This is a genomic window from Lacibacter sp. H407, assembly GCF_037892605.1.
Lineage (GTDB): Bacteria > Bacteroidota > Bacteroidia > Chitinophagales > Chitinophagaceae > Lacibacter.
Genome location: NZ_JBBKTU010000001.1, coordinates 1,698,127 through 1,724,209, shown reverse-complemented (window position 1 = coordinate 1,724,209; position 26,083 = coordinate 1,698,127). Strand labels below are relative to the sequence as shown.

At 41.9% G+C, this 26,083-nt stretch carries 22 protein-coding genes and 2 tRNA genes; 8 read left to right on the top strand and 16 right to left on the bottom strand.

The window, feature by feature from the left end; translation table 11 throughout:
* Window positions 1-102: 102 nt before the first annotated feature.
* The 3 genes from WG989_RS07515 (at window position 103) to WG989_RS07505 (ending at window position 4,981) form a co-directional block, all read left to right on the top strand.
* Window positions 103-3,147, top strand: coding sequence for an amidohydrolase family protein (locus tag WG989_RS07515; protein WP_340428430.1), 3,045 nt, complete (start codon window positions 103-105; stop codon window positions 3,145-3,147).
* 11 nt (window positions 3,148-3,158) lie between these two features.
* Entirely contained in the window at window positions 3,159-4,466 is a 1,308-nt protein-coding gene (locus WG989_RS07510) for an amidohydrolase family protein (RefSeq protein WP_340428429.1), read from the top strand.
* A gap of 116 nt (window positions 4,467-4,582) precedes the next feature.
* Complete coding sequence (locus tag WG989_RS07505; RefSeq protein ID WP_340428427.1) at window positions 4,583-4,981, top strand: hypothetical protein; 399 nt, start codon at window positions 4,583-4,585, stop codon at window positions 4,979-4,981.
* A gap of 2 nt (window positions 4,982-4,983) precedes the next feature.
* Here the strand turns inward: WG989_RS07505 and WG989_RS07500 are convergent, their stop codons facing one another.
* The 13 genes from WG989_RS07500 to WG989_RS07440 all read right to left on the bottom strand — a co-directional run bounded on the left by WG989_RS07500 (window position 4,984) and on the right by WG989_RS07440 (window position 18,313).
* Entirely contained in the window at window positions 4,984-5,475 is a 492-nt protein-coding gene (locus tag WG989_RS07500) for a SixA phosphatase family protein (RefSeq protein WP_340428426.1), read from the bottom strand.
* A 280-nt stretch (window positions 5,476-5,755) separates the two neighbouring features.
* Window positions 5,756-7,603 (bottom strand): amidophosphoribosyltransferase, encoded by a 1,848-nt coding sequence (locus tag WG989_RS07495; protein WP_340428425.1) that lies wholly within the window; start codon window positions 7,601-7,603, stop codon window positions 5,756-5,758.
* Between the two features lie 81 nt (window positions 7,604-7,684).
* Complete coding sequence (locus WG989_RS07490; protein WP_340428424.1) at window positions 7,685-8,242, bottom strand: NADPH-dependent FMN reductase; 558 nt, start codon at window positions 8,240-8,242, stop codon at window positions 7,685-7,687.
* 3 nt (window positions 8,243-8,245) lie between these two features.
* Window positions 8,246-8,956, bottom strand: coding sequence for a pirin family protein (locus tag WG989_RS07485; RefSeq protein WP_340428422.1), 711 nt, complete (start codon window positions 8,954-8,956; stop codon window positions 8,246-8,248).
* A gap of 5 nt (window positions 8,957-8,961) precedes the next feature.
* On the bottom strand, window positions 8,962-9,342 hold the full coding sequence (locus WG989_RS07480; protein ID WP_340428420.1) for an OsmC family protein: 381 nt from the start codon (window positions 9,340-9,342) through the stop codon (window positions 8,962-8,964).
* 5 nt (window positions 9,343-9,347) lie between these two features.
* Window positions 9,348-10,208 (bottom strand): pirin family protein, encoded by an 861-nt coding sequence (locus tag WG989_RS07475; protein WP_340428419.1) that lies wholly within the window; start codon window positions 10,206-10,208, stop codon window positions 9,348-9,350.
* A gap of 41 nt (window positions 10,209-10,249) precedes the next feature.
* Window positions 10,250-10,771, bottom strand: coding sequence for a YceI family protein (locus WG989_RS07470; RefSeq protein WP_340428417.1), 522 nt, complete (start codon window positions 10,769-10,771; stop codon window positions 10,250-10,252).
* A 48-nt stretch (window positions 10,772-10,819) separates the two neighbouring features.
* On the bottom strand, window positions 10,820-11,533 hold the full coding sequence (locus WG989_RS07465; RefSeq protein WP_340428415.1) for a pirin family protein: 714 nt from the start codon (window positions 11,531-11,533) through the stop codon (window positions 10,820-10,822).
* Between the two features lie 48 nt (window positions 11,534-11,581).
* Window positions 11,582-12,040: a MarR family winged helix-turn-helix transcriptional regulator gene (locus WG989_RS07460; RefSeq protein ID WP_340428414.1), complete on the bottom strand. Its 459-nt coding sequence runs from the start codon at window positions 12,038-12,040 to the stop codon at window positions 11,582-11,584.
* Between the two features lie 80 nt (window positions 12,041-12,120).
* On the bottom strand, window positions 12,121-13,476 hold the full coding sequence (locus WG989_RS07455) for a peptidylprolyl isomerase (RefSeq protein WP_340428413.1): 1,356 nt from the start codon (window positions 13,474-13,476) through the stop codon (window positions 12,121-12,123).
* A gap of 94 nt (window positions 13,477-13,570) precedes the next feature.
* A complete protein-coding gene (gene infB, locus WG989_RS07450; protein ID WP_340428412.1) occupies window positions 13,571-16,456 on the bottom strand; it encodes a translation initiation factor IF-2 in 2,886 nt (961 codons plus the stop codon).
* Window positions 16,457-16,542: 86 nt separating this feature from the next.
* On the bottom strand, window positions 16,543-17,790 hold the full coding sequence (gene nusA, locus WG989_RS07445) for a transcription termination factor NusA (protein ID WP_340428411.1): 1,248 nt from the start codon (window positions 17,788-17,790) through the stop codon (window positions 16,543-16,545).
* 49 nt (window positions 17,791-17,839) lie between these two features.
* On the bottom strand, window positions 17,840-18,313 hold the full coding sequence (locus WG989_RS07440) for an LSm family protein (protein WP_340428410.1): 474 nt from the start codon (window positions 18,311-18,313) through the stop codon (window positions 17,840-17,842).
* 175 nt (window positions 18,314-18,488) lie between these two features.
* Between WG989_RS07440 and WG989_RS07435 the strand changes: the two genes are divergently transcribed.
* Window positions 18,489-18,725 (top strand): hypothetical protein, encoded by a 237-nt coding sequence (locus tag WG989_RS07435; protein ID WP_340428409.1) that lies wholly within the window; start codon window positions 18,489-18,491, stop codon window positions 18,723-18,725.
* A gap of 123 nt (window positions 18,726-18,848) precedes the next feature.
* Here the strand turns inward: WG989_RS07435 and WG989_RS07430 are convergent, their stop codons facing one another.
* Window positions 18,849-19,484 carry an HAD family hydrolase gene (locus WG989_RS07430; RefSeq protein WP_340428407.1) on the bottom strand — a complete coding sequence of 212 codons (636 nt, stop codon included), beginning with the start codon at window positions 19,482-19,484 and terminating at the stop codon, window positions 18,849-18,851.
* Between the two features lie 131 nt (window positions 19,485-19,615).
* Here WG989_RS07430 and WG989_RS07425 point away from each other — a divergent pair.
* From WG989_RS07425 to WG989_RS07410, 4 genes are all read left to right on the top strand, one after another.
* A tRNA-Ile gene (locus WG989_RS07425) sits at window positions 19,616-19,689 on the top strand.
* 159 nt (window positions 19,690-19,848) lie between these two features.
* On the top strand, window positions 19,849-20,592 hold the full coding sequence (locus WG989_RS07420; protein WP_340428406.1) for an outer membrane beta-barrel protein: 744 nt from the start codon (window positions 19,849-19,851) through the stop codon (window positions 20,590-20,592).
* A gap of 107 nt (window positions 20,593-20,699) precedes the next feature.
* The gene (gene hflX, locus WG989_RS07415; RefSeq protein WP_340428404.1) at window positions 20,700-21,890 is read left to right on the top strand and encodes a GTPase HflX; all 1,191 of its coding nucleotides are present in this window, start codon (window positions 20,700-20,702) and stop codon (window positions 21,888-21,890) included.
* Complete coding sequence (locus WG989_RS07410) at window positions 21,890-22,252, top strand: Rieske (2Fe-2S) protein (protein ID WP_340428403.1); 363 nt, start codon at window positions 21,890-21,892, stop codon at window positions 22,250-22,252. Before hflX ends, WG989_RS07410 begins: the two co-directional genes overlap by 1 nt.
* 163 nt (window positions 22,253-22,415) lie before the next feature.
* Here the strand turns inward: WG989_RS07410 and WG989_RS07405 are convergent.
* Both WG989_RS07405 and WG989_RS07400 read right to left on the bottom strand, forming a co-directional pair.
* Window positions 22,416-22,489: transfer RNA gene (locus WG989_RS07405), tRNA-Asn, on the bottom strand.
* A 205-nt stretch (window positions 22,490-22,694) separates the two neighbouring features.
* A complete protein-coding gene (locus tag WG989_RS07400) occupies window positions 22,695-25,988 on the bottom strand; it encodes a VPS10 domain-containing protein (protein WP_340428402.1) in 3,294 nt (1,097 codons plus the stop codon).
* Window positions 25,989-26,083: the final 95 nt, after the last annotated feature.

Genomic DNA, 26,083 nt, shown 5'->3' with positions numbered 1-26,083 from the left:
TTACAATTAAAAACAAAATTCTCCCACTCATCCAATCTTCCTTTTCTGATTTGTATTTTCCCTTACCTTAAGCCCTTCATTTCAAAAAAAATCAACTACAGCATGAGAAGATTAGTCCTCTTTTCCTGGCTATTGCTGGTATCAGCATTATCCAGGGCACAGGAAACATTTCCTGTAAACGGCGTAGCCGACCCCCGCAGCGGCTCTTTCGCTTTTACCAACGCAACAATTGTAAAAGATGCGTCTACTACAATCAACAACGCTACACTTGTAATTAAAGACGGGAAAATTATTGCCGTTGGAACAAGTGTAAGTATCCCTGCCGATGCAGTGGTGATCGATTGTAAAGGCAAGTACATCTACCCATCGTTTGTGGATGCCTATGCCGATTACGGTATTGCTGCACCGCAACGTCAGCAAGGTGGCTTCAACTTTAACGCTCCTGCGCAAATTGCTTCGAATCAAAAAGGAGCCTATGGCTGGAACCAGGCCATTCGCACCGATGTGCAAGGCGTACGAATTTTTACAGCCGATAACACAAAAGGAAAAGCTTTGCGTGATAACGGATTCGGTGCGGTGCTCACACACCAGCGTGATGGTATTGCACGTGGTACCGGTGTATTTGTGTCGTTAGCTGATGGAAGTGACAACAAAGCGGTGCTGAAAGAAAAAGCATCGGCTCACTATTCATTCAACAAAGGAACGTCTACACAATCGTATCCCGGTTCCATTATGGGTTCTATTGCATTGCTCCGTCAATCGTTTATTGATGCGCAATGGTACAAGAACAATCCTCTTTCTGAAGGTGTAAATCTTTCGCTTCGTTTTTGGAACGAGCATCAAAATCTTCCGCAGATATTTGAAGCCAATGATAAATGGGCAGTTGTACGTGCCGATAAGATCGGAGATGAATTTGGCGTACAGTATATCATGAAAGCAGGTGGTAACGAATACCAACGCATCAATGAAATGGCCGGCACTAAAGCTACTTTCATTCTCCCATTGAATTATCCTGCCGCTATGGATATTGAAGATCCGCATGATGCACGTTTTGTGGCTTTGGGCGATATGAAACATTGGGAAATGGCACCAGCCAATGCGGCCATGTTTGAAAAAGCAGGTATCAACTTTTGCTTAACTACTTCCGATTTGCGTGATGCACGCCAGTTTATGGCCAATCTTCGCAAAGCGATCGAATATGGTTTAAGTGAAACAAAAGCGCTGGAAGCATTAACAAAAATTCCCGCTACCCTTTTAGGTGTGTATGATATGGTAGGAAGTATTGAAACAGGTAAAGTAGCCAACTTCCTCGTTACCTCTGGCCCCATCTTTTCTGAAAAAACTGTGATCCATCAGAACTGGGTACAGGGTGAAAAGTATACAGTGAAGGAAGAATTATGGAACGATGTAAAAGGTGTTTATACATTAACTGTAAATATGCCTGGTGCTGCAAAAACATATACACTAGATGTTGCCAGCAGCACAAGCGCCAATGTAATTGCAGGCGATACACTAACAGGTCGCTTTACGTTTGACGGCAAACAGGTGAAACTTAATTTCCCAGATGCAAAAGGCAGTCGTACAAATATCCGCTTGAGTGGTATTGCCAATGGCAATTTATGGAGTGGTGTAGGTGATGATGCAAAAGGCAATCGCTTTACATGGACCGCTGTTTACAATAAAGAAGCAGTAGCCAAACCTGACAATACCCGTCCGAAAGTAACACCTAAACTTGGTGATGTTCCTTATCCATTTAATGGTTATGGCTTTACAGAAATGCCAAAACAGGAAACCATTTTAATTAAGAATGCAACTGTATGGACCAATGAGAAAGAAGGCATTTTACAAAATACAGATGTGCTGATCAAAAACGGAAAGATCGCTGCTGTTGGAAAAAATCTGAGTGATGCAGGTGCAAAAGTAGTTGATGGTACAGGCAAACATGTTACTGCAGGTATTATCGATGAACATTCACATATTGCTGCGGGTTCAATCAACGAAGGCGGACAAAGTGTTACATCTGAAGTTCGTATTGCTGATAATCTCAATCCCGAAGACATCAATATTTATCGCCAGTTGAGCGGTGGTGTTACCTCTTCACATATTCTGCATGGTTCTGCCAATACGATTGGTGGACAAACGCAACTGATCAAACTACGTTGGGGTGCAAATGATGAAGGATTGAAGTTCCAAAACTGGACAGGCTTTATCAAATTTGCATTGGGTGAAAATGTAAAACGTTCCGGTTCTACTCAAAACAATCGTTTCCCTGATTCACGGATGGGTGTAAGCCAGGTGTTGACAGATGCGTTTACCCGTGCAAAAGATTATGAAGCTGCTTGGAAAAAGTATGATGACGAAAAGAAGAAAAACACAAAAGCAGTTGCTCCACGTCGTGATCTGGAATTGGATGCATTGGTTGAGATCATGAATAAAAAACGTTTCATTACCTGTCACTCCTATGTGCAGAGTGAGATCACCGACATGCTTCGTGTGGCTGATCGTTTTGGTTTTACATTAAATACATTCACACACATTCTGGAAGGTTATAAAGTAGCTGATAAAATGAAAGAACATGGTGCTGCCGCTTCAACCTTCAGCGATTGGTGGAATTATAAAATGGAAGTAGTTGATGCAATGGCGTACAACGCATCTATCATGCACAAAGTGGGTGTAAACGTTGCTATTAATTCTGATGATGCAGAAATGGCCCGTCACCTGAATCATGAAGCAGCGAAGAGTGTAAAGTATGGTGGTATGAGTGAAGAAGATGCCTTGAAAATGGTTACGTTGAATCCTGCAAAAATGCTGCATGTTGACGACAGAGTAGGAAGTATCAAAGTAGGAAAAGATGCAGATATTGTTTTATGGAGCGATCATCCGTTAAGCATTTATGCAAAAGCTGAAAAAACAATCGTAGATGGTATTGTGTACTACGATCGTGAAAAAGACAAACAGCTTCGTTTAGATATTGCCAAAGAGCGTGCACGATTGATGGCAAAAATGATCGGCGAAAAAAGAGCCGGTTCACCAACTGTTCCGTTTGCACCAAGTATGGAGATCATGCACACCTGCAGTGATCATAATCACAGCCATGGTTTGTTAGTGGTTGATGCAGATGAAGTGGATCAAAACGGTAACCAATAAAATTTACGACAATGAAGAAAATAATATTTAGTATACAACTTTTACTCGTGAGCATTCTTGCCGTTTCGCAGGAAACCGTTTACCCGGCAAAAGCACAAACAGAAACGATCACGATTACAAATGCTACCATACATGTAGGTAACGGAACGGTTATTACAAATGGCTTTGTAACATTTGAAAATGGAAAAATAAAAGCAGTTGGTCAAAGCAATCCGCCTGCCGGAGGCAAAGTGATCGATGCAAAAGGGAAACATGTTTATCCCGGTCTTATTTTATCTGTATCGCAACTCGGCTTAGTTGAGGTAAACAGCGTACGTGCAACCGTTGATCATACTGAGCTGGGCCTTTACAATCCAAACATCCGTTCAATTGTGGCGTACAACTCCGATTCAAAAGTAATTGGCACATTACGCAGCAACGGTGTATTGTTTGCAAATGTTGTTCCACAAGGAGCTACTATCAGCGGTTCATCTACCGTTGTGCAACTGGATGCATGGAACTGGGAAGATGCCACCTATAAAGCCGATGGACAAATACATATGAACATGCCCAGCTTGTTACCACGTCCCAGCCGCTTTGCTGCATTTCTTGGACAAGCTGAAAGCAGAAGCACTGCAGACCAGGTTAAAGAAGCCCTGAACCGTGTAGAAGAGATCAAACAGTTTTTTCAGCAGGCAAAAGCCTATCATAAAGAATCAACACATGCTAAAACCAATTTAAAGTTTGAGGCAACAAAAGGTTTGTTTGACAAAAAACAAAAACTGTTTGTGCATTGTGACATTGTAAAAGAAATGCTGGTTGCTATTGATTTTGCAAAAGAGTTTGGTTTTGATGTGGTGATCGTTGGTGGCAGTGAAAGCTGGCAAATAGCAGACTTGTTGAAACAAAACAATATCGCTGTGATTCTTGCTGAACGCCATGCGTTACCAACTATGACCGACGATGATGTGGACCTTCCTTACAAATCAGCTACTTATTTGCAGGATGCTGGTGTGCTGTACGCCATCAACGATGGAGATGGACAAACAAGAGGTCGTAATCTTCCATTTAATGCAGGTACGGCTGCCGGTTACGGCATCACAAAAGAACAGGCATTAAGTTCTATTACCCTCAATGCAGCCAAAATTCTGGGTATCGACAACATCACCGGTTCGATCGAAGTGGGAAAAGATGCCAACATTGTGATCAGTGAAGGCGATATTCTTGATATGAGATCAAGCATTGTTACGTATGCGTTTATCCAGGGCCGTCAGGTGAGCCTTGATGATAAACACAAACAGCTCAATGAACGTTACAAATACAAGTATGGGATAAAATAAGGAATCCCCTTATGCTTGAAAAGGTTGCCGTAAATCGGCAACCTTTTTTATTTCGTATATTATGAGCACTAAAAAATCGTTTATATCTTCACATCACCAAAATCTCTAACCTCACCATGAAGAAGCTTGTATTTTGCGTCATCCTCATTACGGTACTTATCGGTTGCCGTAAACCGCAGGATACGCCACCTCTCCAAAATATTCTTACAAACGGTACTTGGCGTGTTTCGCTTTTTAAGGACAATGGCAGTAACCTTACCTATTTGTTTTCCCCTTGGCGGTTTACATTCAGCAGCGATAAAACCCTGCAAGTAACAGATGGAACAGATACTTATACAGGTACGTGGGAGGAGAACCCGGCTGGCGATACATTTACTTTAACGATTAATACCCCTGAACTGGAATTGATTTACATCAGTCAGCTGTGGCACAATGAATTACTCAACCCCAAACAGGTATTATTTCACAACGACCGTGTGAATGTTACAAAAGAATTGCAGTTTACCAAGCTGTAGCGTTACACCAGTTTCGGATAATCAAAAAACCAGAATTCCTTTTTGGCCTTTGTAAAATCGCTCCAATTTTCAATAGGGATATGAACTGCAAATACTGAACAGGTAGGCATATTGTCAACCTGTGTGGCTGACAATGTATTCGCAAACTCAGTAATACCATTGTTGTGCGAAAAGATTGCGGCATGTGAAATGCCAGCCGGCAGTTGTTTGATGGTCTGCAAAAAAACTTCTGGCTGCGCAAGATATAATTGTGATTGGAGGATCATACTTCCTGCGTCTTTTTTAAACACTTGCATAAACAGTTCGCAGGTTTGTTTGGCCCGTTTTGCCGGGCTGCTGATAAAGGCATCAATCTTTATCTTCCGCTCTATCAACCGTTCCGCTATCATCGGTGCATCTTTTAATCCTCTTGCATTCAACGGCCTGTCAAAGTCGTTCTGCATCGGATTATCCCAACTGCTTTTAGCGTGGCGAATGAGAAGGAGCGATTTCATGTATTCATTAATATTTGATTTCAGCCACATAGTTTACCCACAAAAATTATCATCACTACTGGTCCAAGTTCGTTCCCCGCCTGAAAGACAAAGCCGGGCAGGGATAATTTTTATGGGTAATTCATTTCAATGAAAGTAAGAAATAGCAACAAAAAAACCACCTGAATATTCAGATGGCTCTCTTAAAGTATTTTCCCGGTTCGGTTTAAATAGAATTTTAAAGACGGGCACACACTACGCAGCAAAAATTCAGCCAAATCGTTGCCTGTAGTTTGTTATTTTAATAACCTCTCACATTTTTACCATCGAGGTAATTTAAAAGGGCTTTGTTACATACTCTGTTACCGCCGGGAGTTGGATAGTTGCCGGTAAAATACCAATCGCCTGTATTAGTGGGGCAACTGGCATGCAGATCTTCTATGTTTTGGTAGATGACCTGTACCGGAATGGTAAATCCTGCCGGTGTAATTAACTGTGCAATTTTATCACTGATCTCTTCTGTTGTAAATGGTTTGTACAAACGACGCACTACATTCTCCGTATGCAATTGATTGTTGCGTTGCATTTCTTTGATGGTGGTATGGGCTTCATCAATTACATCCGTCATTCCTCTTTCTTTCAACAATTCAATAGCTGCACGGAAGGCAACAAAATCGCCAAGCTTACTCATATCAATACCATAACAATCGGGATAACGTATCTGTGGCGCACTTGATACAACAATAATTTTCTTTGGACCAAGGCGACCCAACATCCGAACAATACTTTCTTTTAATGTAGTACCACGTACAATCGAATCATCGATCACTACCAATGTATCTACATCTTTCTTGACCGTGCCGTACGTAATATCATAGACGTGCTGCACCATTTCGTTCCGGCTGCTGTCTTCCGTAATGAACGTACGCAGCTTCACATCTTTGATCGCAATTTTTTCCTGCCTGATCTTACGTGTGATCATCTCGTTCAACTTCTCTTCATCAAAATCTTTCCCCCAGCTCATGATCCGTTGCACTTTGATCTGGTTGAGATATTCTTCCATCCCTTTTACCAAACCATAAAATGCCACTTCAGCTGTATTGGGAATATAGGAGAAGATGGTATTCTTCAAATCGTAATCAATATGCTCAAGTATACGTTTGCTTAATTTGTGACCAAGTGTAATGCGCTCACGATAAATTTTTTCATCGCTTCCTCTACTGAAATAAATACGTTCGAACGAACAGGCTCTGCGTTCTTTCGGTTCCAGTATCTGATCAATGTGATAGCTGCCATCTGCTTCTACGATCAATGCCTGTCCCGGCATCAATTCCAACACTTCATTTTCGCCAACGTTAAATGTTGTACGAATGGCTGCACGCTCACTTGCTGCAACGATCACTTCATTATCTACATAATAATAAGCCGGACGAATACCATGTGCATCACGCATTACAAAGCTGGCTCCGTTTCCCGTCATTCCACCAATAGTGTATCCGCCATCAAACAACGGTGTTGCTTTTCTCAACACATTTGTGATAGAAGGATTATTCGGATCACGCTCATCTTCCTTTACCAGAAAATGATGCACTACTTCCATCATTGCTGCCAGATCGCTTTGCTTTTGAAATTCACCCGGATCAATATTAATGAGATTAAACAGCTCATCGGTATTTACCAGATTGAAATTGCCTGCCAATGCCAGGTTGCGTGAAGAATGTGTATTGCGTTTGATAAAGGGATGACAGAATTCTACATTGTTTTTTCCCTGTGTGCCGTAGCGAAGATGCCCCAGCATCAACTCACCTAAAAAAGGCAAATGACCTTTCATTAAACCGGCGTGTTGCTTGATATCGGGCTGGTATTTTTCCAGCTCCTGCACTTCCTGCCCTACTTTAAAAAACAGATCGGCGATGGGTTGATTTGCACTGCTGCGTAACCGATGGAGAAAAGGATAACCTGGTTCTACATCCAGTTTAACGGCTGCAATACCTGCACCGTCTTGCCCACGGTTGTGTTGCTTTTCCATGAGCAGGTACAGCTTGTTAAGGCCATACAGCACCGAGCCATATTGTTTCTGGTAATGAGAGAAGGGTTTGCGTAAACGAATGAAGGCCAAGCCGCATTCGTGTTTTATTTCGTCGCTCATGATTGTTGTGAGAAGTCGACCTCGGTTTCCACTTTGGCCGATGAAGGCGCAAAGGTAAGAATCAATGCCAACATTACTGCATTAATTAAGGACCGTTTCGGGATGAAGACTCTCCGCCAGCCATAAAAATTCACGTATAAAAATGTCTACATTCTTTTGAAAAGCTTCATCGAGCAGGTTTCCGTCCGAATCAAATTTCTTATCAACACCGCCAATCACTAACATATGTGGACTGGCAATACCGAATAATGCATTGATCAACAGCTGCATTTGCTGTGTGGCCCTGATGCCGCCCATCATACCCGGGCTGGCTGTAACAATTCCAAACGCCTTGTGACTTTGCTTAGGATAATGATCCAGCAAATTTTTCATGGCCGATGTATACGTTCCATTGTACTCCGGAGTAGCCAGTATAAATGCATGTGCATTGAACATACGGGTGCTCAATGGCTTAAACTCTTCCGGTGTTGCATCAACTGATACAAACACATTTTGAAGCAAAGGAAGTTCCCACTCCCGAACGTCAATGATGTTGACCGTATGTGAAGTACGTTCCGTTAATATTTTTTTGAGGAACAATGCCACACGATGAGTTACACTATTCTCTCTGGGGCTGCCTGCTATTATTTCGATGTTCATTTTTTAATGATTGATTGGTGCTTCAATGATGATGAATTCTGTTTCTTTTACAAACCGGAGCTCCACTTGTTCAGTTTCCCACAAGCCCACTGCATCTCTTCTGCCAATTTTGATGCCGTTTACTTCGGCTTCGCCTTCCATCAGAAATACAAAAATACCTTTATTCACAGGATTGAATTGATAAGTAACCGACTTCTCTGCTTCAAACCAACCGAGACTGAGCTTTGCATTCTGATTGATCCAGCAATGTTGCTGCCCTTCTTCATTACTCACCACCGTTACCAATTGATTCTTCCGTTGATCTTTTGGAAAATTTCTTCTTTGATAACGTGGGTTGATATTTTGCAGCTTGGGTTCGATCCATATCTGCAGAAAATTCACTTCATCGGTTCCTACGTTGTATTCTTCATGTCGTAATCCGCTACCGGCGCTCATGATCTGCACCCAGTCTTTTTCCACTACATCCGCATAACCCAGACTGTCTTTGTGATTCATTTGTCCGTTCAGCATAATGCTGATAATCTCCATATTCTGATGTGGATGCAAGCCGAAGCCTTTGCCGGCTTCCACAAAATCATCGTTGAACACTTTCAATAAACCAAATCCATTCTTCGATGGATTATAATAAGATGAAAATGAAAACGTGAAATTGCTTTTCAACCAACCAATATCTTTCACTCCTCTTTCCGAACCGTTGAATAAAATATGTTGCATATATTTTAGTTGATCTGTACGTTTAATTCCGATGCCGCTCCCAATGTTTTTGATACCGGGCAATTTTTGGCAACCTGGATCAAACGCTGTTGTTGTTCATTAGTTAGTGGATGTTGAAATTTCAATTTCCTTGTGATGATGGTTTTGCCTTCTTCACGTTTCAATAAAACAGAAATATCAATTGCTCCTACATTCCATTGCTTATGATCGGTGTACATTCGTAAGGTAACTAAGGTGCAACTGGCCAATGCTGATTCTAACAACTCATCAGGTGTTGGCGCAGTATCCATTCCTCCTTTGTCAACCGGTTCATCAGCATAAAACTGGTGACGGCCATTGCTATGTGTTACTTTGTATTTTTCTACGCCAATGAATGAGTTGATCATTTGTATTAATTAAGATGCCCAAATTTACCGGCATTGTAATCATCGATCGCCTGCATAATTTCCTGCTGTGTATTCATTACAAACGGACCATAAGCTGCTACCGGTTCTGTGATCGGTTCGCCACTTAGTAATAACAAGTGTGTTTCATTGTTTGTTTGAATATGAATGTTCTCTCCGGTATTCTCAAATACCAGCATTTCACCTTCACGTGCTGTTTTGTCATCATTGATAAGAACAGTTCCTTTCAAAACAAGCAGTGTTGTATGATCGCCATCCACAACATTCAGATCAAATGATGCATCTGCTTTCGCATGTGCATCAAAAATGTTAATACGAGTGAATGTATTCGCAGGACCCTTTATCCCATTCATTTCTCCGGCAATGATGCGGATCTTTCCTTTGTCTTCTCCGATTTGTATCTCGGGAATATTGTTCGAACGGATGTCCTGGTAAGCAGGTGCTGTTGATTTATTTTTTGAAGGAAGATTTACCCAAAGCTGGGCACCATGCAATACCCCACCTTTCTTACTAAACTCTTCTTCATGAAATTCTTTGTGAAGAATACCAGCACCGGCTGTCATCCATTGTACATCTCCTGCAAAAATTTTGCCTTTACCACCGCTGCTGTCTTCATGTGCCAATGCACCTTCCCATAAAATACTCACTGTTTCAAATCCTTTATGCGGATGCACATCCACGCCACGGGGATGATCGGTAGGTAAATATTCTGTAGGTTCAATGTAATCAAGCATCAGGAAAGGGCTCATGTCCTTCCACATCGCCGAAGAAATAAATGTTCTTACTTTAAACCCGTCGCCTACCATATGAGCAGGAGCCGCTTTCCTTGTATACCTGATCTGTTTCATGTTTTACGATTGCTTTTTAAAACGGGCGTTGCCCGTTTTCATTATTGCTTTACAAACTGAACGTGGAACTGGAGTTTCACATCATCACTTACTACCACACCACCAGCTTCAGTTACAGCATCCCAGCCTAAACCAAATTCTTTACGCTTGATTTTTCCTTCTGCTTCAAAACCTACTTTTGTTTGTCCCCAAGGATCAACTACTACACCATTGAAATCTGCTTTCAATTCAACTGGTTTTGTTACATCACGGATCGTAAGATCACCTTTCAAAACCAACCCGTCATCTTTCTTACTAACTGATGTAGAAACAAACTTTAATTCAGGATATTTTTCTGCAGCAAAAAAGTCGTCACTTTTCAGATGTGTATCTCTTTGTTCGCTGCGTGTATCTACACTATTGATATCTGCAGTAAAGGTTACTACTGCATCACTGAAATCTTCTGCATCAGCAGATAATGTAGCATCAAAGCTTTTGAATTGTCCTGTTACGGTCGTGATCATCAGGTGTTTTACCTTGAAGATAATGTCACTGTGCGATGCGTCAATTTTGTACGTTGCCATTTTGTTTGTGTTTAGATTTTTGTTTTTATGAATTGTTGATTTAAACGTTTAGTTGAGCATGGGTACTTCCATCAGTAGTAATCTTGCATCAGAATCTGCTGTAATGTTGAGTGTATCTGTTTCGCTGATACCGAGACCATCTCTTTTGTTAAGCGCTTCACCATTGATGGTTACATCGCCTTCCAGTACAAAAGCATATACCCCGGTATTTGTTCCTTTCAGTTTATAATCGGTTGCAAAGCCTTTATCCAGATTTCCTAAACTGAACCATGCATCCTGGTGGATCCATACGCCTTCATCATCTGCGTTTGGACTAAGCACCTGCAGTAGATTGTTCTTCATTTTGTTTTCATCCAACGTAATTTGTCCGTAACGTGGCTGCACATTTTTCCTGTTTGGGAAAACCCATATCTGTAAAAATTTTACCTCTTTGTCTTTGTTAGCATTCATTTCACTGTGTGAAATACCTGTGCCTGCACTCATCACCTGTATATCGCCTTGCTTGATGGTTGCTTCTGTACCCATGCTGTCTTTGTGTTTCAAATCTCCACTTAACGGAATGGAAATAATTTCCATGTTATCGTGTGGATGTGTACCAAAGCCCATACCTGCTGCTACCGAATCATCATTCAATACACGGAGTGCACCAAAATGGATCCGCTCAGGGTTGTAATAACCGGCAAAGCTGAAACTATGGTAGCTGTTGAGCCAGCCGTGATTGGCGTGGCCCCTTGTTGCTGCTTTATGAATTACTGCTTTCATGACTTCTTATTTATTACATGTACATACATGTATTTGTTTAAAAAAATATCAACTTTCTTTTGCCCTGATCTGCTCCAGTAACTGATTGAGCAAACCCGCATCGGCTTCCGTAATTTGAAGGGTTGCATCAAACACATTGTTGATCCGCTGTGTACTCAGTTCCAGGATATTTAACCCGGCTCCTGTTAACGCCATTACCGTGTGCCTTTTGTCGTTTGCATCAGTGGTTCTCTTCACCAGCTTTTTCAGCACCAAACGATCAATGATCCTTGGTACATTCGAGCTTTTTTCGATCATTCGACCTGCAATATCCTTCACACACATTTCATCGGGTGACTTACCTTTAAGGATACGCAGTACATTGTATTGCTCATGCGTTAAGCCAAAGTCTTTCAACTCCCGGCTCATCAGGGTCTTTAACCACCAGGCTGTATATAATATATTCAGCCCCGCTTTATGGGTTTCGTTTTTAAAATTCACACTTTGTATTGCTTGTTCCAGTTTCACTATGCAAATGTATGTACATACATGCAATTTTCCAAACAAAAAACCGCCGGTTTGAACCGACGGCTTTTTTTCACAATTTCTTAGTTTTTTACAAGCTCTGGCAGAATGGCTTTCATGGGTGCACAACCTTTGTATTCATCTTCGATCTGCACATAAAAGGTTTTGGAGTTTTTAATGAACCACTTCTCCAGCTCTTTTTCTTTTTTCTCTTCCAATGCTCTTGCTGAAAGTTTGCTGTAATCATCTTCCATATTCTCACGGTGCGGAGCCGTACGGGCAATCAGGTAAATTAAACGAACACCTTTTTTACCACGCAGATCAGTAAATGCAAATGGCTGTGAGAATTCACCCGGCTTTAATTTTTCAAGTAATGGAATCATATCCTTATCCAATTCGTCGATAGTTACAATGGATGTACCATCTTGTCCACGCATAATTCCTGCTGTAAACTTTGAATTTTCTTCATCGGAATATTTACTTACGGCCTCACCAAACTTTACAGCACCGGTAATGAGTTTGGAACGAACTGTATCGAGTTTGTTGATGGCATCATTGATATCCGATTCATTGATACGAGGGATCTTCAAGATGTGGCGTACGGTTACCTCATCTCCATTACGTGATAAGCATTGAATGATATGATATCCGAATTTCGATTTGATAACACGTGAAATCTGACCCTCCTTCAAAGCCATTGCTGTATTAAAAAAAGTTGGATCCCATTGGTTATCACCCCTGTTCAACACATACAATCCGGCATTTTCTTTTGCAGCAGGATCATCACTGTACTGCGATGCAAGGAAATCCATTTTCTTGGTACCTGCTTCCACCTGGCGTTTAAATTCTTTCAATTCGTCCTGTGCGTATTCTTCCATTTCACGACCGGCTTTGGGATACACCACAATTTCACCGATCTCCAATTCTGTTTCGTAAAAAGCCAAACTATCTTTTGGTATCCGGTTGAAATAAGCTCTTACTTCAGTTGGTGTGATCTTTACATTCTCCACGATCTTATTCCGCATTGCCGATGCAAGTTTGCTTTCTTTGATCGGCTCCCGCATTTCTTCACGAAACTGAAAAATGGTTTTACCGGTAATTTGCTCAATTACTTCTTTGGAACCATACTGCTGGATAAAGTAACGGAGACGATTGTCTACATCTGCTTCCACCTCTTCTTCGCTGATCGGTAAGGAATCTTTTTCAGCCTGAATCGCCAGCATTTTATTGATGATCAGTTGCTGCATGAGATAGCAGGATGCATCGGGCGGCAATTCATAATCTTTGCTCCGTGCATCATTGATCTGGTTGTCAATATCCGATTTCAACACGATCCTGTCGCCAACAACACCAATGATCTTATCAGCAACGACCTTCTTTGTTTGCGCCTGCACTGCCATAACGGCCAACACTGCAACAATGGTAAATAACTTATTCATTTGTAAGAGATGAGTATCAAAAGTAATAGAGATGGCCGTCTTATGAGCACGGCCATCGTTGTTTTAACAATCTGTTTCTATGTAAGCACAAAGCTTAGAGTGTACGTTTCACTTCTTCTTCTTCAAACGCAACAATGGTATCGCCTACGTTGAGATCGCTGAAGTTTTTGATGGTTAAACCACACTCCATGTTGGAAGAAACTTCTTTTGCATCGTCTTTGAAGCGTTTCAAACTTCCCAACTCTGCAAAACCACCTTCTGTTCGTGGATATACCAATACGCCATCACGGAAGAGGCGGATTTTCGCATCACGCTTCATCTTTCCATCCAACACATAACAACCGGCAACGGTTGCTTTATCAAACTTGTACACTTCACGAATTTCAACAGTAGCAACTTCTTTCTCCGTGATCTTCGGTTCCAATAAACCTTCCATCGCACTCTTCACTTCTTCGATCGCATTGTAGATGATGGAATAGTTCTTGATCTCCACGCCTTCCTGTTCTGCAAGTTTTGATGCCTGCAACGATGGACGAACGTTGAAACCAATCAGGATCGCATCTGATGCACTTGCCAATGTTACATCCGCTTCAGAGATCTGACCAACTGCTTTATGAACTACGTTCACTGCAATTTCTTCCGTTGATAACTTCTGTAATGAATCGGTCAAGGCTTCTACCGAACCATCCACGTCACCTTTGATGATGAGGTTGAGTTCTTTAAAGTTACCCAGTGCCAAACGACGACCAATTTCATCGAGTGTAATATGTTTCTTGGTTCTGATACCTTGCTCACGGAGGATCTGTGCACGACGACCGGCAATTTCTTTTGCTTCGGCTTCATCTTCATACACTTTAAACTTCTCACCCGCCTGCGGTGCACCATTCAAACCGAGGATTTGTACAGCCGTTGAAGGACCTGCTTTTTCAACCCGTTGGTTACGTTCGTTAAACATGGCTTTGATACGACCGTAGTACTGACCCGATACAATCAGATCACCTTGTTTAAGTGTTCCGTTTTGTACCAGAATCGTTGCCACGTATCCACGTCCCTTGTCCAACGATGCTTCAATGATTGAACCGGTACCTTCCCGATCGGGATTTGCTTTCAGGTCAAGCAATTCAGCTTCAAATGATATTTTTTCCAACAGTTTATCAATGTTCAATCCTTTTTTAGCTGAGAGTTCCTGGCTTTGGAATTTACCGCCCCACTCTTCCACCAAAATATTCATTTGTGATAACTGCTCGTATATTTTTTGCGGATTAGCTCCGTCTTTATCGATCTTATTCACCGCAAAGATCATAGGCACACCTGCTGCCTGTGCGTGACTGATGGCCTCTTTTGTTTGTGGCATCACCGCATCATCGGCCGCTACTACGATCACTGCAATATCCGTCACTTTCGCACCACGTGCACGCATCGCTGTAAAGGCTTCGTGACCGGGTGTATCAAGGAACGTGATCTTTTTACCTGCTGCATTGGTTACTTCATACGCACCAATATGCTGGGTAATACCGCCGGCCTCGCCTGATACTACGTTTGCATTACGGATATAATCGAGTAACGATGTTTTACCATGATCTACGTGACCCATGATGGTAACAATGGGAGCCCGTGGTTGCAGGCTGTCTGCATCATCGTCGTCGTCCTCTTCCTCCATTTCGGCCTGCTTCTCCATGTCGATAAACTCAACTTCAAAGCCAAACTCACCGGCAACCAGTTCAATTACTTCCGCATCCAAACGTTGGTTGATCGACACCATCATACCGAGGCTGAAACATTTTGCCACCACATCGGTTGCCGATACATCCATCAAGCTGGCCAATTCGGCAGCACTGATAAATTCGGTAACCTGCAGCTTGTTGTCTTCGCCACCTTCCGGCATATTATCGGCCATTTCATCACGCTTCAGCTTCCGGTATTTCGCTTTTAAGCTCTTACCTCTTCCGCCTTGACCTGATAGTTTGGCTTGTGTTTCACGAAGTTTTTCCTGGATCTCTTTTGCATCAATCACTTTATCTTCTCTGCGACCCGGACCTGCACCACGACCACGATCGTTCCGGTTACCACCTGTACCGCCACCTGGTCGGGCATCGCCACGACGTTGGATACCGATAGTTGGACCTGTTCTTGCCGGAGGCGTTGCGCCAGCTTGCTGGCCACTTCCTGACTGTTGACCCGGACCTGTTTTCTTATCGATCGGAATACGTTTGCGTTTCCGCTTTTCTTTATCTGTAACAGGTTTTGGTCTTGTTTCAGAATTAACCGGCAGTTCTATTTTACCAAGAATTTTCGGACCCTCTAATTTATCAGCCTTGATATTTTCGATAACAACATCTTCATCTTCCTCAACTTCTGCTTCCTGCTCCACGATTGGTTGTACAACGACTTTCTCTTCTTCCTTCACTACTTCAGGTTCTTCCTGCTTTGGCTCTTCTTTTTTCTTCTTCTCTACCTTTTTAGGGCGGGTAGACGAATCGATCTTATCAAGATCGATCTTGGCCACAACTTTTGGACCTTCAACTTCAGGAGCTTCAATTTTTGTAACCTCAGGTTCCGGTACTGCAACCACTTCAACAGGTTTCACTTCCTCTACCTTTGGCTCTTCAACCGCCACCACCACAACGGGAGGTTCGGGCACAACCACTTCAACCGGCTTTACTTCCTCTACCTTCGGCTCTTCTTTTACAACAACCTTCTTTACTTCCTTCCTGATCGAAAGATCTTCTTCTTCTTTCTTTTTCTTGAGGTCTGCCATGCCGCCTTTCGGAATCTCGATCTGATCACTTTTTGCTTTCGCCAGTTTATCGGATGAGAATTCTGCCTGCAGCGAACGGTACATGCCTTCTGTAAGCTTTGCAGTTGGTTTCAGATCATCTTTACTGAACCCTTTTCCCACCAAAAAGTCAATAAGGGTATCCTTACCAATATTAAACTCCTTGGCAGCAGCCATCAAACGTGGTGTATTACTTTCTGACATAATTTCCTTCCCTCATCCTTGCCGGAGCAGGCAGGGAATATCTTGTTTAATTGTTTAAATATATCGATCCCAATAACCACTCAAGGTTATTCCTGTTCAAATTCTTCTTTTAATACACGGCGTACTTCTGTGATGGTTTCTTTTTCCAGATCTGTACGGCGTTCCAATTCTTCTGCTGTTAAGTCGAGCACACTGCGGGCTGTATCGCAACCAATGCGCTTCAACTCATCAATTACCCAACCTTCAATTTCGTCTGTAAATTCATCCAGATCAATATCGAACTCGTTGGTTTCTTCTTCTGTATCACGATACACATCAATTTCATAACCGGTTAACTCGCATGCAAGTTTAATATTTACACCTCGTTTACCAATGGCTAACGATACCTGGTCGGGTTTTAAATATACTTCTACATGTTTTGCTTCCTGGTCAATATCCATGCTGGTGATCTTGGCAGGTGTAAGTGAACGTTGAATGAGCAGGTTAATATTTGACGTGTAATTGATCACGTCAATATTCTCATTCTTCAATTCACGTACAATTCCATGAATACGGCTACCCTTCATCCCCACACAAGCTCCTACCGGGTCAATACGATCGTCGAAGCTTTCTACTGCAACTTTCGCTCTTTCTCCCGGTTCACGCACAATTTTTCTGATCACAATCAAACCGTCAAAAATTTCCGGCACTTCAATTTCCAGCAATTTCGCCAGGAATAATGGACTTGTTCTTGATAAGATGATTACCGGTGCGTTATTTTTTAATTCTACTTTCTTAATAACCGCACGGATGTTTTCGCCTTTTTTAAAGTAGTCCTGTGGAATCTGTTCGCTTTTTGGCAACAACAATTCGTTTCCTTCTTCATCGAGCAACAACACTTCTTTTTTCCATACCTGGTACACTTCTGCACTCAGAATTTCACCAATACGGTCAGAATATTTTTGTACCAATACATTCTTCTTCAAATCACCAATACGGCTCGCCAATGTCTGCTTGGCGGCAAGGATAGCACGGCGGCCGAAATCATGAATATCTACATCTTCATATAATTCTTCACCCACTTCATAGTCGGGCTCGATCTTTACGGCATCGGTATAAGCAATCTGTGCCAACGGATCTTCTACTTGTCCATCTTCTACAATGGTACGACGACGCATGATCTCCAGATCACCCTTCTCCGTATTCACGATCACGTCAAAGTTATCATCACTGCCATATTTCTTACGAAGCAATGTTTTAAATACATCTTCCAGCACTTTCATCATCGTGGGGCGGTCGATATTTTCCGCATCCTTAAACTCCTGGAAACTTTCAATAAGGTTGATACTTGCCATAACACATTTTTTTAAAACATTCCGGTTGGTTAATTTTTAGCAACCGTAATCAGTTAAATACAATTTGAATTTTAGTTGATTTAATATCTGCATAAGCAAGCTTGTGTTGTATCACTTCCTGCTTTTTTCCTTTGCCTTTTGTTTCTTCCACCTCTACTTCCTCCGCTGATGCTGATACTAATTTGCCGACTACTTTAACCCCGTCTTTCATCACTACTTCTACCAGCCGGCCGATATTTTTGCTGTATTGGCGAACGAGTTTTAACGGTTCTTCCAAACCCGGCGATGACACTTCCAGTGAAAAATCGCCATCGTTGAACAAGGCTTTTTCTTCGATCTGTTTGTACAAGGCTCTGTTGTAACCAATGCACCGGCTGATGGGCAACCCTGCATCTGCATCTACAAATACCTGAATATTGTTACCCGGTTTGAGCTTTACATCTACCAGGAAACAATCTGCATCCACGCTGATGATCTCTTCAATTAACTGCCGTATACTGTCTGTTTTTTGCTCTAAGTTCATGTAGGTGAAATAAAGAAGGGAACGTTTTCCGTTCCCTTCCACTGTTTCTTTTGTCCGCCGCAAATGTATGATAATAGCAATGAATGGAAAAATTTTTTTAGCCTGAACTTACGGGGAAGGTTTTCGGAGAATCTTCACAATTGAAACATGTGGTTTATTTTATCTTTGCAGCATCATGTTACTACGTTATTTACTTTACGGATTACTGATCTTTTTCGTGATCCGTTTTATTTTCAGATTTGTTATACCTGTAACAAGGGCAGCAAAGGATATGAAAAGCAAGATGAACGAATTCCAGGCCCGCATGCAGGAACAGCAGCAACAGCAGGCTGCTTCGCAACGTCCCGAACCGGTAAAAGAAAAATCTTCTTTGAAAGAAGGTGATTATATTGAGTTTGAGGAGGTGAAGTGATGAGTGATGAGTAATCAGTGATGAGTGAAAATACATGGTTCAAGGAAGGCAAGCCGGTAGTGGCTAGTTGAAAGGCACAAGGAGATTCCAATATCAGAAATCATACGTCAGCCATCATCCATCCTAAATCAGTCCTAATTCCTCCACCTTCATGCCCGGCAACAAATGAACTGTTTGCAGCCCCAATGCCTGTGCCGCTTCGATATTATTACTGCTGTCATCAATAAACAGGGTTTCTGCAGCAACCAACCCATGCTTTTCCAATACAAATTCGAAAGCCGATGCGTTGGGTTTGCGATGCCCGATGCGATGCGAATAATAAGCCGCATCAAACAATTCATCAAATGAAGATTGTGGAGACAGTAAACTATACCGACGCTGAAATTCCTGCAAATGAATTTCGTTGGTATTGCTGAGCAGATATAATTGATACTTGGTTTTCAATTTTGGCAACAATGCAATACTCTCCGTTCTGAAATCGAGCAGCAAGGCATTCCAGGCGTCTCTTATTTGTTCATTGCTCAGTTGCAATCCGGTGGCGGAACGAAAATCCCGGTAAAACAATTCATCTTCCATTCCCGTTTCCAGTTTTTTGAATAAATCGTTACTATGAAACTGGTTGAAGAACTGATGAAAATTTGTAACACCAATTTCTTCAAATGCCTTTTCGGTTAACTTGAAATCAATATCGAGTAATACGCCGCCAAGATCGAATATTACAGAACGGATGCTTTGCATACTGCAAAGAAACGTTTCCATGGTTAATTACAACCTCTGTAATTGCATTTTCTTTCCTTATTTAAAGCTGAAAAGTTGATTTCAAAAGAAGCCTTGAAATTATAGCAGCACGATACGCCTATTTTTCTATCTTTGCCCCCGCCCAAAAGGCCGGATCCTTAGCTCAGACGGTTAGAGCATCTGACTCATAATCAGAGGGTCGTAGGTTCAAATCCTACAGGATCCACTTTTTTCAAGAGATAGCCAATAGCCGGTAGTTGGTAGTCGGGAAGACGGAAGTCCGGGATACGGGAAGTCGGAACGATTCACTTACCGGCAATATTTTTAAACAACGGCTTTAACCTTTGCTTAACCGATAAGCAAATACATTTGCCTCTTTACTATTATGAAGAAACTAATACTGTTTACATTATTCCTTACAGCAGGTTTTTCGCTTATTGCACAGGAAACCGAAAAAAAGAAAAAGAAAGACTGGTCAAAAGTTGATCTCGGCAACCGTCCGAAAGATCATTTGATTTTCCAGATCGGTTATCTTCAATGGATGCAAAAGCCGGATAGCATTGCTACCAAAGGATTTGCACGCACGGTGAATGCTTATTTCTCGTTTGATTTTCCGTTTAAACTCGATCCCCGTTTCAGCGTTGGTTTGGGAGCAGGTGTGGGTGCCGATAATATGTACTTTGATAAGGACGCCGGCCGTAATCTCAATATCATCAACAGCAACGGATTTACATTTGCAAAACATGTTGGCAGAGATACATTGAACCGCTACAAATCAATGAAGCTGGCAACAGTTTACTTGGAAGCTCCGGTTGAATTACGTTTTATGGTTGACCCCACGAAACCAAACAAGAGTTTGAAGTTTGCGTTGGGTGTGAAAGTAGGTACCATCATCAGTGCGAATGATAAAACAAGATTTACAACAGATGCCAATGGCAACACTGCCTATGTGCTGAAAGAAAAAGATAAAAAACATTTTAATAACCTGCGATTGGCTGCTACAGCACGTATTGGTATGGGTAATTTTGGACTTTTTGCTCAATATCAAATCAATGATATGATCAAAGAAGGACAAGGCCCGAGCCAGATCCGTCCATTGACCGTGGGCATTACATTAACCGGTTTATAATTCACCGAACTTTTTATACTGCAAGCGGATGATGGAATGATCATCCGCTTTTTCTTTGTACACAGCCGCTAACTTATTCTACCTTTACCAACTGAATTTTATACCAAGTGATTGATCGTAAACAAGAGATACAACAAGAAGAACGGGCCATTATTGTAGGCGTAGTAACAAAATCGCAAACCGAATTACAAGTACAGGAATACCTGGATGAGCTGGCGTTCCTGGCTGAAACAGCCGGCGCTGTTACCATCAAACGGTTTGTACAAAAGCTCGCACATCCCGATAGTAAAACATTTGTGGGGAAAGGCAAATTGCAGGAGATCAAAAAGTATGTGGAAGAAAAAGACATCTCCCTCATCATTTTTGATGATGAATTGACGGGTTCGCAGATTATGAATATTGAAAAAGAGCTGGGCATTTATACCATCGACCGCAGTGATCTGATCCTCGACATTTTTGCCCGCCGTGCACAAACAGCACAAGCCAAGACTCAAGTGGAGCTGGCGCAATACCAATATATTCTTCCCCGACTGAAAGGGATGTGGAAACATCTTGAACGCCAAGGGGGCGGTGTGGGTACAAGAGGACCGGGTGAAACGGAGATTGAAACCGATCGTCGTATTGTAAAAGATAAGATCTCGTTATTGCGGAAACGGCTGGCCGAAATTGATAAACAGTCGTTCACACAACGAAAAGATCGTGGTGAATTTATTCGTGTGGCACTGGTAGGTTATACCAACGTAGGTAAGAGTACACTTATGAATACCCTTGCCAAACGTGAAGTGTTTGCAGAGAATAAACTCTTTGCGACTCTGGACACCACCACCAGTAAAGTGGTGTTTGAAAACACACCTTTTTTATTAAGCGATACTGTTGGGTTCATACGCAAATTGCCGCATCACCTTGTTGAAAGTTTTAAAAGCACATTGGATGAAGTGCGTGAAAGTGATGTGTTGCTGCATGTGGTGGATATTTCGCATCCGCAATATGAAGACCAGATCAATGTGGTGAACAAAACCTTACAGGACCTGAAATGCCACGACAAACCGGTGGTGACCATTTTCAACAAAATGGATCTGTATGAAGAAAAACATTTCGATGAATGGCTGGGTGATGATATCAAAGAAACCATTCTCAAAGAACTAAAAGAACGTTGGGAAAATGATACACAGGGCAACTGCGTATTTGTGTCTGCTATTGAAAAACGAAATATTGCCGAGTTACGTGAACGTATTCTTGAGCAGGTACGTACCATCTACAAAATACGTTACCCTTACAAATCAGAGTTTTTGTATTAATGGCTGCCGATAAAAAATACAGCTGGCATAAAATTGCTGAATCAGCCCAAGAATTGCCTTGGGAAGATAACCAGTTGTGTGAGCTCATTGTCAAAGGCAAAACAATTTGCCTGGCAAAAAAAGAGGCGGACGTATTTGCGTGTGCGCATAAATGTCCGCATGCCGGTGGCCATTTGGCGGATGGTTTTGTGGATGCGTTGGGCAATATTGTTTGTCCGTTGCACCGCTATAAATTCAACCTTAGCAATGGCCGCAATACCAGTGGCGAAGGGTATTACCTCAAAACGTACCCAGTTGAAACGAGAGCCGATGGTATTTACATTGGCCTGGAAGAGAGTTCGTTTTTTGGGTTGTTTCGATGAGAGCCACGAACCTGCCTGTCGGCAGATAGTTGGCTGGCCACGGATGGACACAGAGGAACACAGATGGAAGCCATGAGCGGACTGCTCACCTATTTCAGCTATCGATTAGGCAACATTTGGTCAATAAAAAAAGCGTCACGATAACCGTAACGCTTTGCTGCTGCTCCCCCTTCAGGACTTGAACCTGAGACCCTCTGATTAACAGTCAGATGCTCTAACCAACTGAGCTAAGGAGGAATACTTCCCCTTTCGGGGTTGCAAAAATAGGTGTTTTCAGTTTTTCAATCTTATTTCATCCGGATTTTTTTTCGATTCATTTTTTAACCCAATCAGGAGAGATGAGCTTTAGCTACCTGTAAACAGAACAGCCGCTTTTGTAAAAGCGGCTGTTCTGTTATTTAATTTGTGTAAATCCGTAGAATATGCGTTATCTGTGACTTTATCACAACCCTTTCCACTCCGGCATTCTTCCCGGTGTATAAGGCGCACCATTCTTTTCTAAAATATCTTCCAATCGTTTTACTTCTGTTGCAATGGCTTTGATCTCATTGTAAACAGGTGTGAATTGCTTCGCCGCAATTTGATAAGAGTTGAGTTGGGTTTGTGTTGGCGCAGCAGTTGTATTCCACAACGAGCCGATCACATAACCAATACGTCCGTTGATAGATGGTGTTGTTTCAAACTCTCTTCTTGCAACCGATGCATCACCATTCAGTTGACGGTTCACTGCAGTCAACCGTTTTTCAACATCCTGCAAAGCTTTTGATAGATCAAGAGATTGCTTGGGTGTTTCAATGATCGCTTGTTTTAAGTAACGCACTTTATTTACCAACTCACCACGGTATTGATCAGTTGCTGCAACAACACGACTCAACTCTCCAATCTTTTTACTGAATTCATCCAATGTTTTTTTATCAGTTGCAGGAAGTGTAGCTGTGTTCAACGTCATTGCTTTGAACGTTTGTGGTTCAGTGAGATCGCTATAAACCCCATCTTCAAACTTGCTCAATGAAACTTTGTAAGTTCCGGGCAAAGCAAAATAACCCTGGTCAGGAGAACTGAAAGCGTTTGATTCATCAAACGGTGTAAAGTCAATTGGGCCAAAAGGAGAAGTACGGAAATCCCACACGATTCGTTTCAGTCCTTTTTTTGCAGGAGCTTTTAAACGACGAACAACATTACCTGCTTCATCGGTAACAGTAAATAACAAATGCGGAGCAGGTTGCTCATCTTCCAAACGAAGTGAATCCGGTGAAGGATAAACAGGTGCTTCGCCTTTCTTTATTTTTTCAGCTTCTGCTGCTCTGCGTTTTTCTTTAATTGTTTTGATGTCATCTTTCAGATAATAGGTAAACACCGCACCAACTTTTGGATTAGGTGTGGTAAAGAAACTTTCGCCCTGGAAACCTTTGCCTCTTACACCCAATGGTTGCGATTGAATAAACATCCACGCATCTTTTACCGGGAAGATCACTGCTTGTTTATCGAGGTCTTCTTTTTTCAAATTGCGTAAAGGTGTATAGTCATCTAACACATAAAAGCCACGACCGAATGTTGCAAGAATTAGATCGTTCTCTCTTTTTTGAATTTCAAGGTCTTTCACGGCAATGGTTGGTAAGCCTGCTTTCATCTGCACCCATTTTGAGCCACCATCAATACTTACAAACAAACCAAACTCAGTACCAACAAACAACAAGTCTTTGTTTACATGATCTTCTGCAATTGTATACGATGTTCCTCTCTCCGGTAAGTTATTGGTAATAGCTTTCCATGTTTTACCGCCATCACTTGTTTTATAAACGTAGGGATGAAAATCACCATAGCGATGATGATTGAAGGTGACATACGCCACATTCTTATCGTGTTGTGATGTGATGATATGATTTACATAGGTACGTTCTGGTACACCGGCTATATTATCAATCTTCATCCAGTTGTTGCCGCCATCAGTTGTAACCTGTATCAAACCATCATCAGTACCAACATAGATCGTATTCTCATCAAACTTCGATTCTGCGATGGTAGTGATGTTGCCATAAATATCTGTTGAACCATTTTTTGCCACCGCATCCATGCTCCACACTTTACCCATCACCGGTAATTTGTTACGATCGATCTGTCTTGTAAGATCAGGACTGATCACTTTCCATGTGCTGCCTCGGTCATCTGTTCTGAATATTTTATTCGCTCCATGATAAAGACGTTTGTTATCATATTTCGAGATCACCAATGGTGCATCCCAATTCCAGCGATACGCTTCGCCCTCTGGCTCTTGTGGTTGAATAAATAAATATTCACCGCTCTTTTTATCGTAACGTGTTAATGCACCATACTGTGCCTGTGAGTAAACAATATCAGGATTGCTTTGATCGATCTGTGATTCATAGCCATCACCTAAACTTGTGAAGTACCAATCAGAATTAAAGATACCATTGGCACTTAATGTACGTGATGGTCCACCCAGACTAAAGTTATCCTGTGTACCACCGTGAATATGATAGAACGGGAATGCATTATCGGTTGCTACTTTGTAAAACTGTGTTACAGGAAGATTGGCTTTAAAGTTCCAGTTCTCACCACTATCAAAACTTTCATACACACCACCATCGCAACCAACTAAATAATGTTCTGTATTTTTTGGATTGATCCAGATCACATGGTTGTCGATGTGTTTATTCTTTTCACCGAGAATAGAAAAATTCTTCCCACCATCTTTACTTACGCCGAAGTAAACATTGATGACAAATACTTTATTGATGTCTTTCGGGTCACAGTATATTTTCTGGTAGTAGTTACCCGAAGTTGAATAGCTGCTTTGTTTTTCCCAGCTTGCACCACGATCAATGCTTTTAAACACACCACCTTTTCCTTCTGTTGCTTCCACTACACAATACAACACATCAGGGTTAACAGGCGAATAATTTAAACCTATTCTTCCAAGATCACCTGCAGGCAATCCGCTCATTATCTTGTTCCAGGTTGCACCGCCGTCTGTACTTTTATATAAAGCTGATTCAGGCCCACCACCAATATAAGTAAACACTTTCCGCTGACGTTGATGTGCTGCTGCATATACAATGTTTGGATGACGTGGATCAACCATCACTTCATTAAAACCCGTATGCTCACTTACATTCAATACCTGTTTCCATGTTTTACCGCCATCAGTTGTTTTATAAATACCACGTTCACCACCACTGTTCCAGACAGGGCCGTAAGCTGCTACATAAACAATGTCACCATTTGTTGGATCGATTGCAATGCGACCAATATGTTCTGAATTTTTTAAACCGACATTCTTGAAACTTTTTCCACCATCTTCTGATTTGTACAAACCATCGCCATAACCAACCACACGTTGATTATTGTTTTCACCACTACCTACCCAAACAACATTCGTGTTTGTTGGATCAATTGCCAAACACCCAATGGCAAATGAGCCTTCACCATCAAAAATGGGCGAATACGTAACACCGGCATTCGTTGTTTTCCAAACACCACCTGCTGCCGCTGCAACATAATACTCACTGTGGTTTTTTGGGTTCACAGCAATATCCGCAATACGACCCGATGTAATAGCAGGCCCTACACTTCTGAACTGCATGCCACTCAGCAATCCGCTGTTGAATGCATCTTTCGGTTCTTCCTTTGGTGGAGTTGTTGTTTTCTTTTGTGCGGTTACAGCAATGCAGATGGTGAGCAGTAAGAGACTGCTGAAAAGTTTACGTTTACACATAACAGTTGGTTTTGAAAATGGATAAGAAAGGTAATAAAAAAGTTGACCATGTGCATGATCAACTTTTCCATTGGTAAAATAGGGTTGCCAACCTT

Bases quoted from the DNA above. Each gene is read 5' to 3' on its own strand.
- WG989_RS07420 (WP_340428406.1), top strand. From the start codon at position 19,849: ATGAAGAAACTAATACTGTTTACATTATTCCTTACAGCAGGTTTTTCG.
- WG989_RS07455 (WP_340428413.1), bottom strand. From the start codon at position 13,476: ATGAATAAGTTATTTACCATTGTTGCAGTGTTGGCCGTTATGGCAGTG.
- WG989_RS07410 (WP_340428403.1), top strand. From the start codon at position 21,890: ATGGCTGCCGATAAAAAATACAGCTGGCATAAAATTGCTGAATCAGCC.
- WG989_RS07475 (WP_340428419.1), bottom strand. From the start codon at position 10,208: ATGAAACAGATCAGGTATACAAGGAAAGCGGCTCCTGCTCATATGGTA.
- WG989_RS07485 (WP_340428422.1), bottom strand. From the start codon at position 8,956: ATGCAACATATTTTATTCAACGGTTCGGAAAGAGGAGTGAAAGATATT.
- WG989_RS07430 (WP_340428407.1), bottom strand. From the start codon at position 19,484: ATGGAAACGTTTCTTTGCAGTATGCAAAGCATCCGTTCTGTAATATTC.
- WG989_RS07495 (WP_340428425.1), bottom strand. From the start codon at position 7,603: ATGAGCGACGAAATAAAACACGAATGCGGCTTGGCCTTCATTCGTTTA.
- WG989_RS07510 (WP_340428429.1), top strand. From the start codon at position 3,159: ATGAAGAAAATAATATTTAGTATACAACTTTTACTCGTGAGCATTCTT.
- WG989_RS07400 (WP_340428402.1), bottom strand. From the start codon at position 25,988: ATGTGTAAACGTAAACTTTTCAGCAGTCTCTTACTGCTCACCATCTGC.
- WG989_RS07465 (WP_340428415.1), bottom strand. From the start codon at position 11,533: ATGAAAGCAGTAATTCATAAAGCAGCAACAAGGGGCCACGCCAATCAC.
- nusA (WP_340428411.1), bottom strand. From the start codon at position 17,790: ATGGCAAGTATCAACCTTATTGAAAGTTTCCAGGAGTTTAAGGATGCG.
- WG989_RS07490 (WP_340428424.1), bottom strand. From the start codon at position 8,242: ATGAACATCGAAATAATAGCAGGCAGCCCCAGAGAGAATAGTGTAACT.
- WG989_RS07515 (WP_340428430.1), top strand. From the start codon at position 103: ATGAGAAGATTAGTCCTCTTTTCCTGGCTATTGCTGGTATCAGCATTA.
- infB (WP_340428412.1), bottom strand. From the start codon at position 16,456: ATGTCAGAAAGTAATACACCACGTTTGATGGCTGCTGCCAAGGAGTTT.
- WG989_RS07470 (WP_340428417.1), bottom strand. From the start codon at position 10,771: ATGGCAACGTACAAAATTGACGCATCGCACAGTGACATTATCTTCAAG.
- WG989_RS07440 (WP_340428410.1), bottom strand. From the start codon at position 18,313: ATGAACTTAGAGCAAAAAACAGACAGTATACGGCAGTTAATTGAAGAG.
- WG989_RS07435 (WP_340428409.1), top strand. From the start codon at position 18,489: ATGTTACTACGTTATTTACTTTACGGATTACTGATCTTTTTCGTGATC.
- WG989_RS07500 (WP_340428426.1), bottom strand. From the start codon at position 5,475: ATGAAATCGCTCCTTCTCATTCGCCACGCTAAAAGCAGTTGGGATAAT.
- WG989_RS07505 (WP_340428427.1), top strand. From the start codon at position 4,583: ATGAAGAAGCTTGTATTTTGCGTCATCCTCATTACGGTACTTATCGGT.
- WG989_RS07480 (WP_340428420.1), bottom strand. From the start codon at position 9,342: ATGATCAACTCATTCATTGGCGTAGAAAAATACAAAGTAACACATAGC.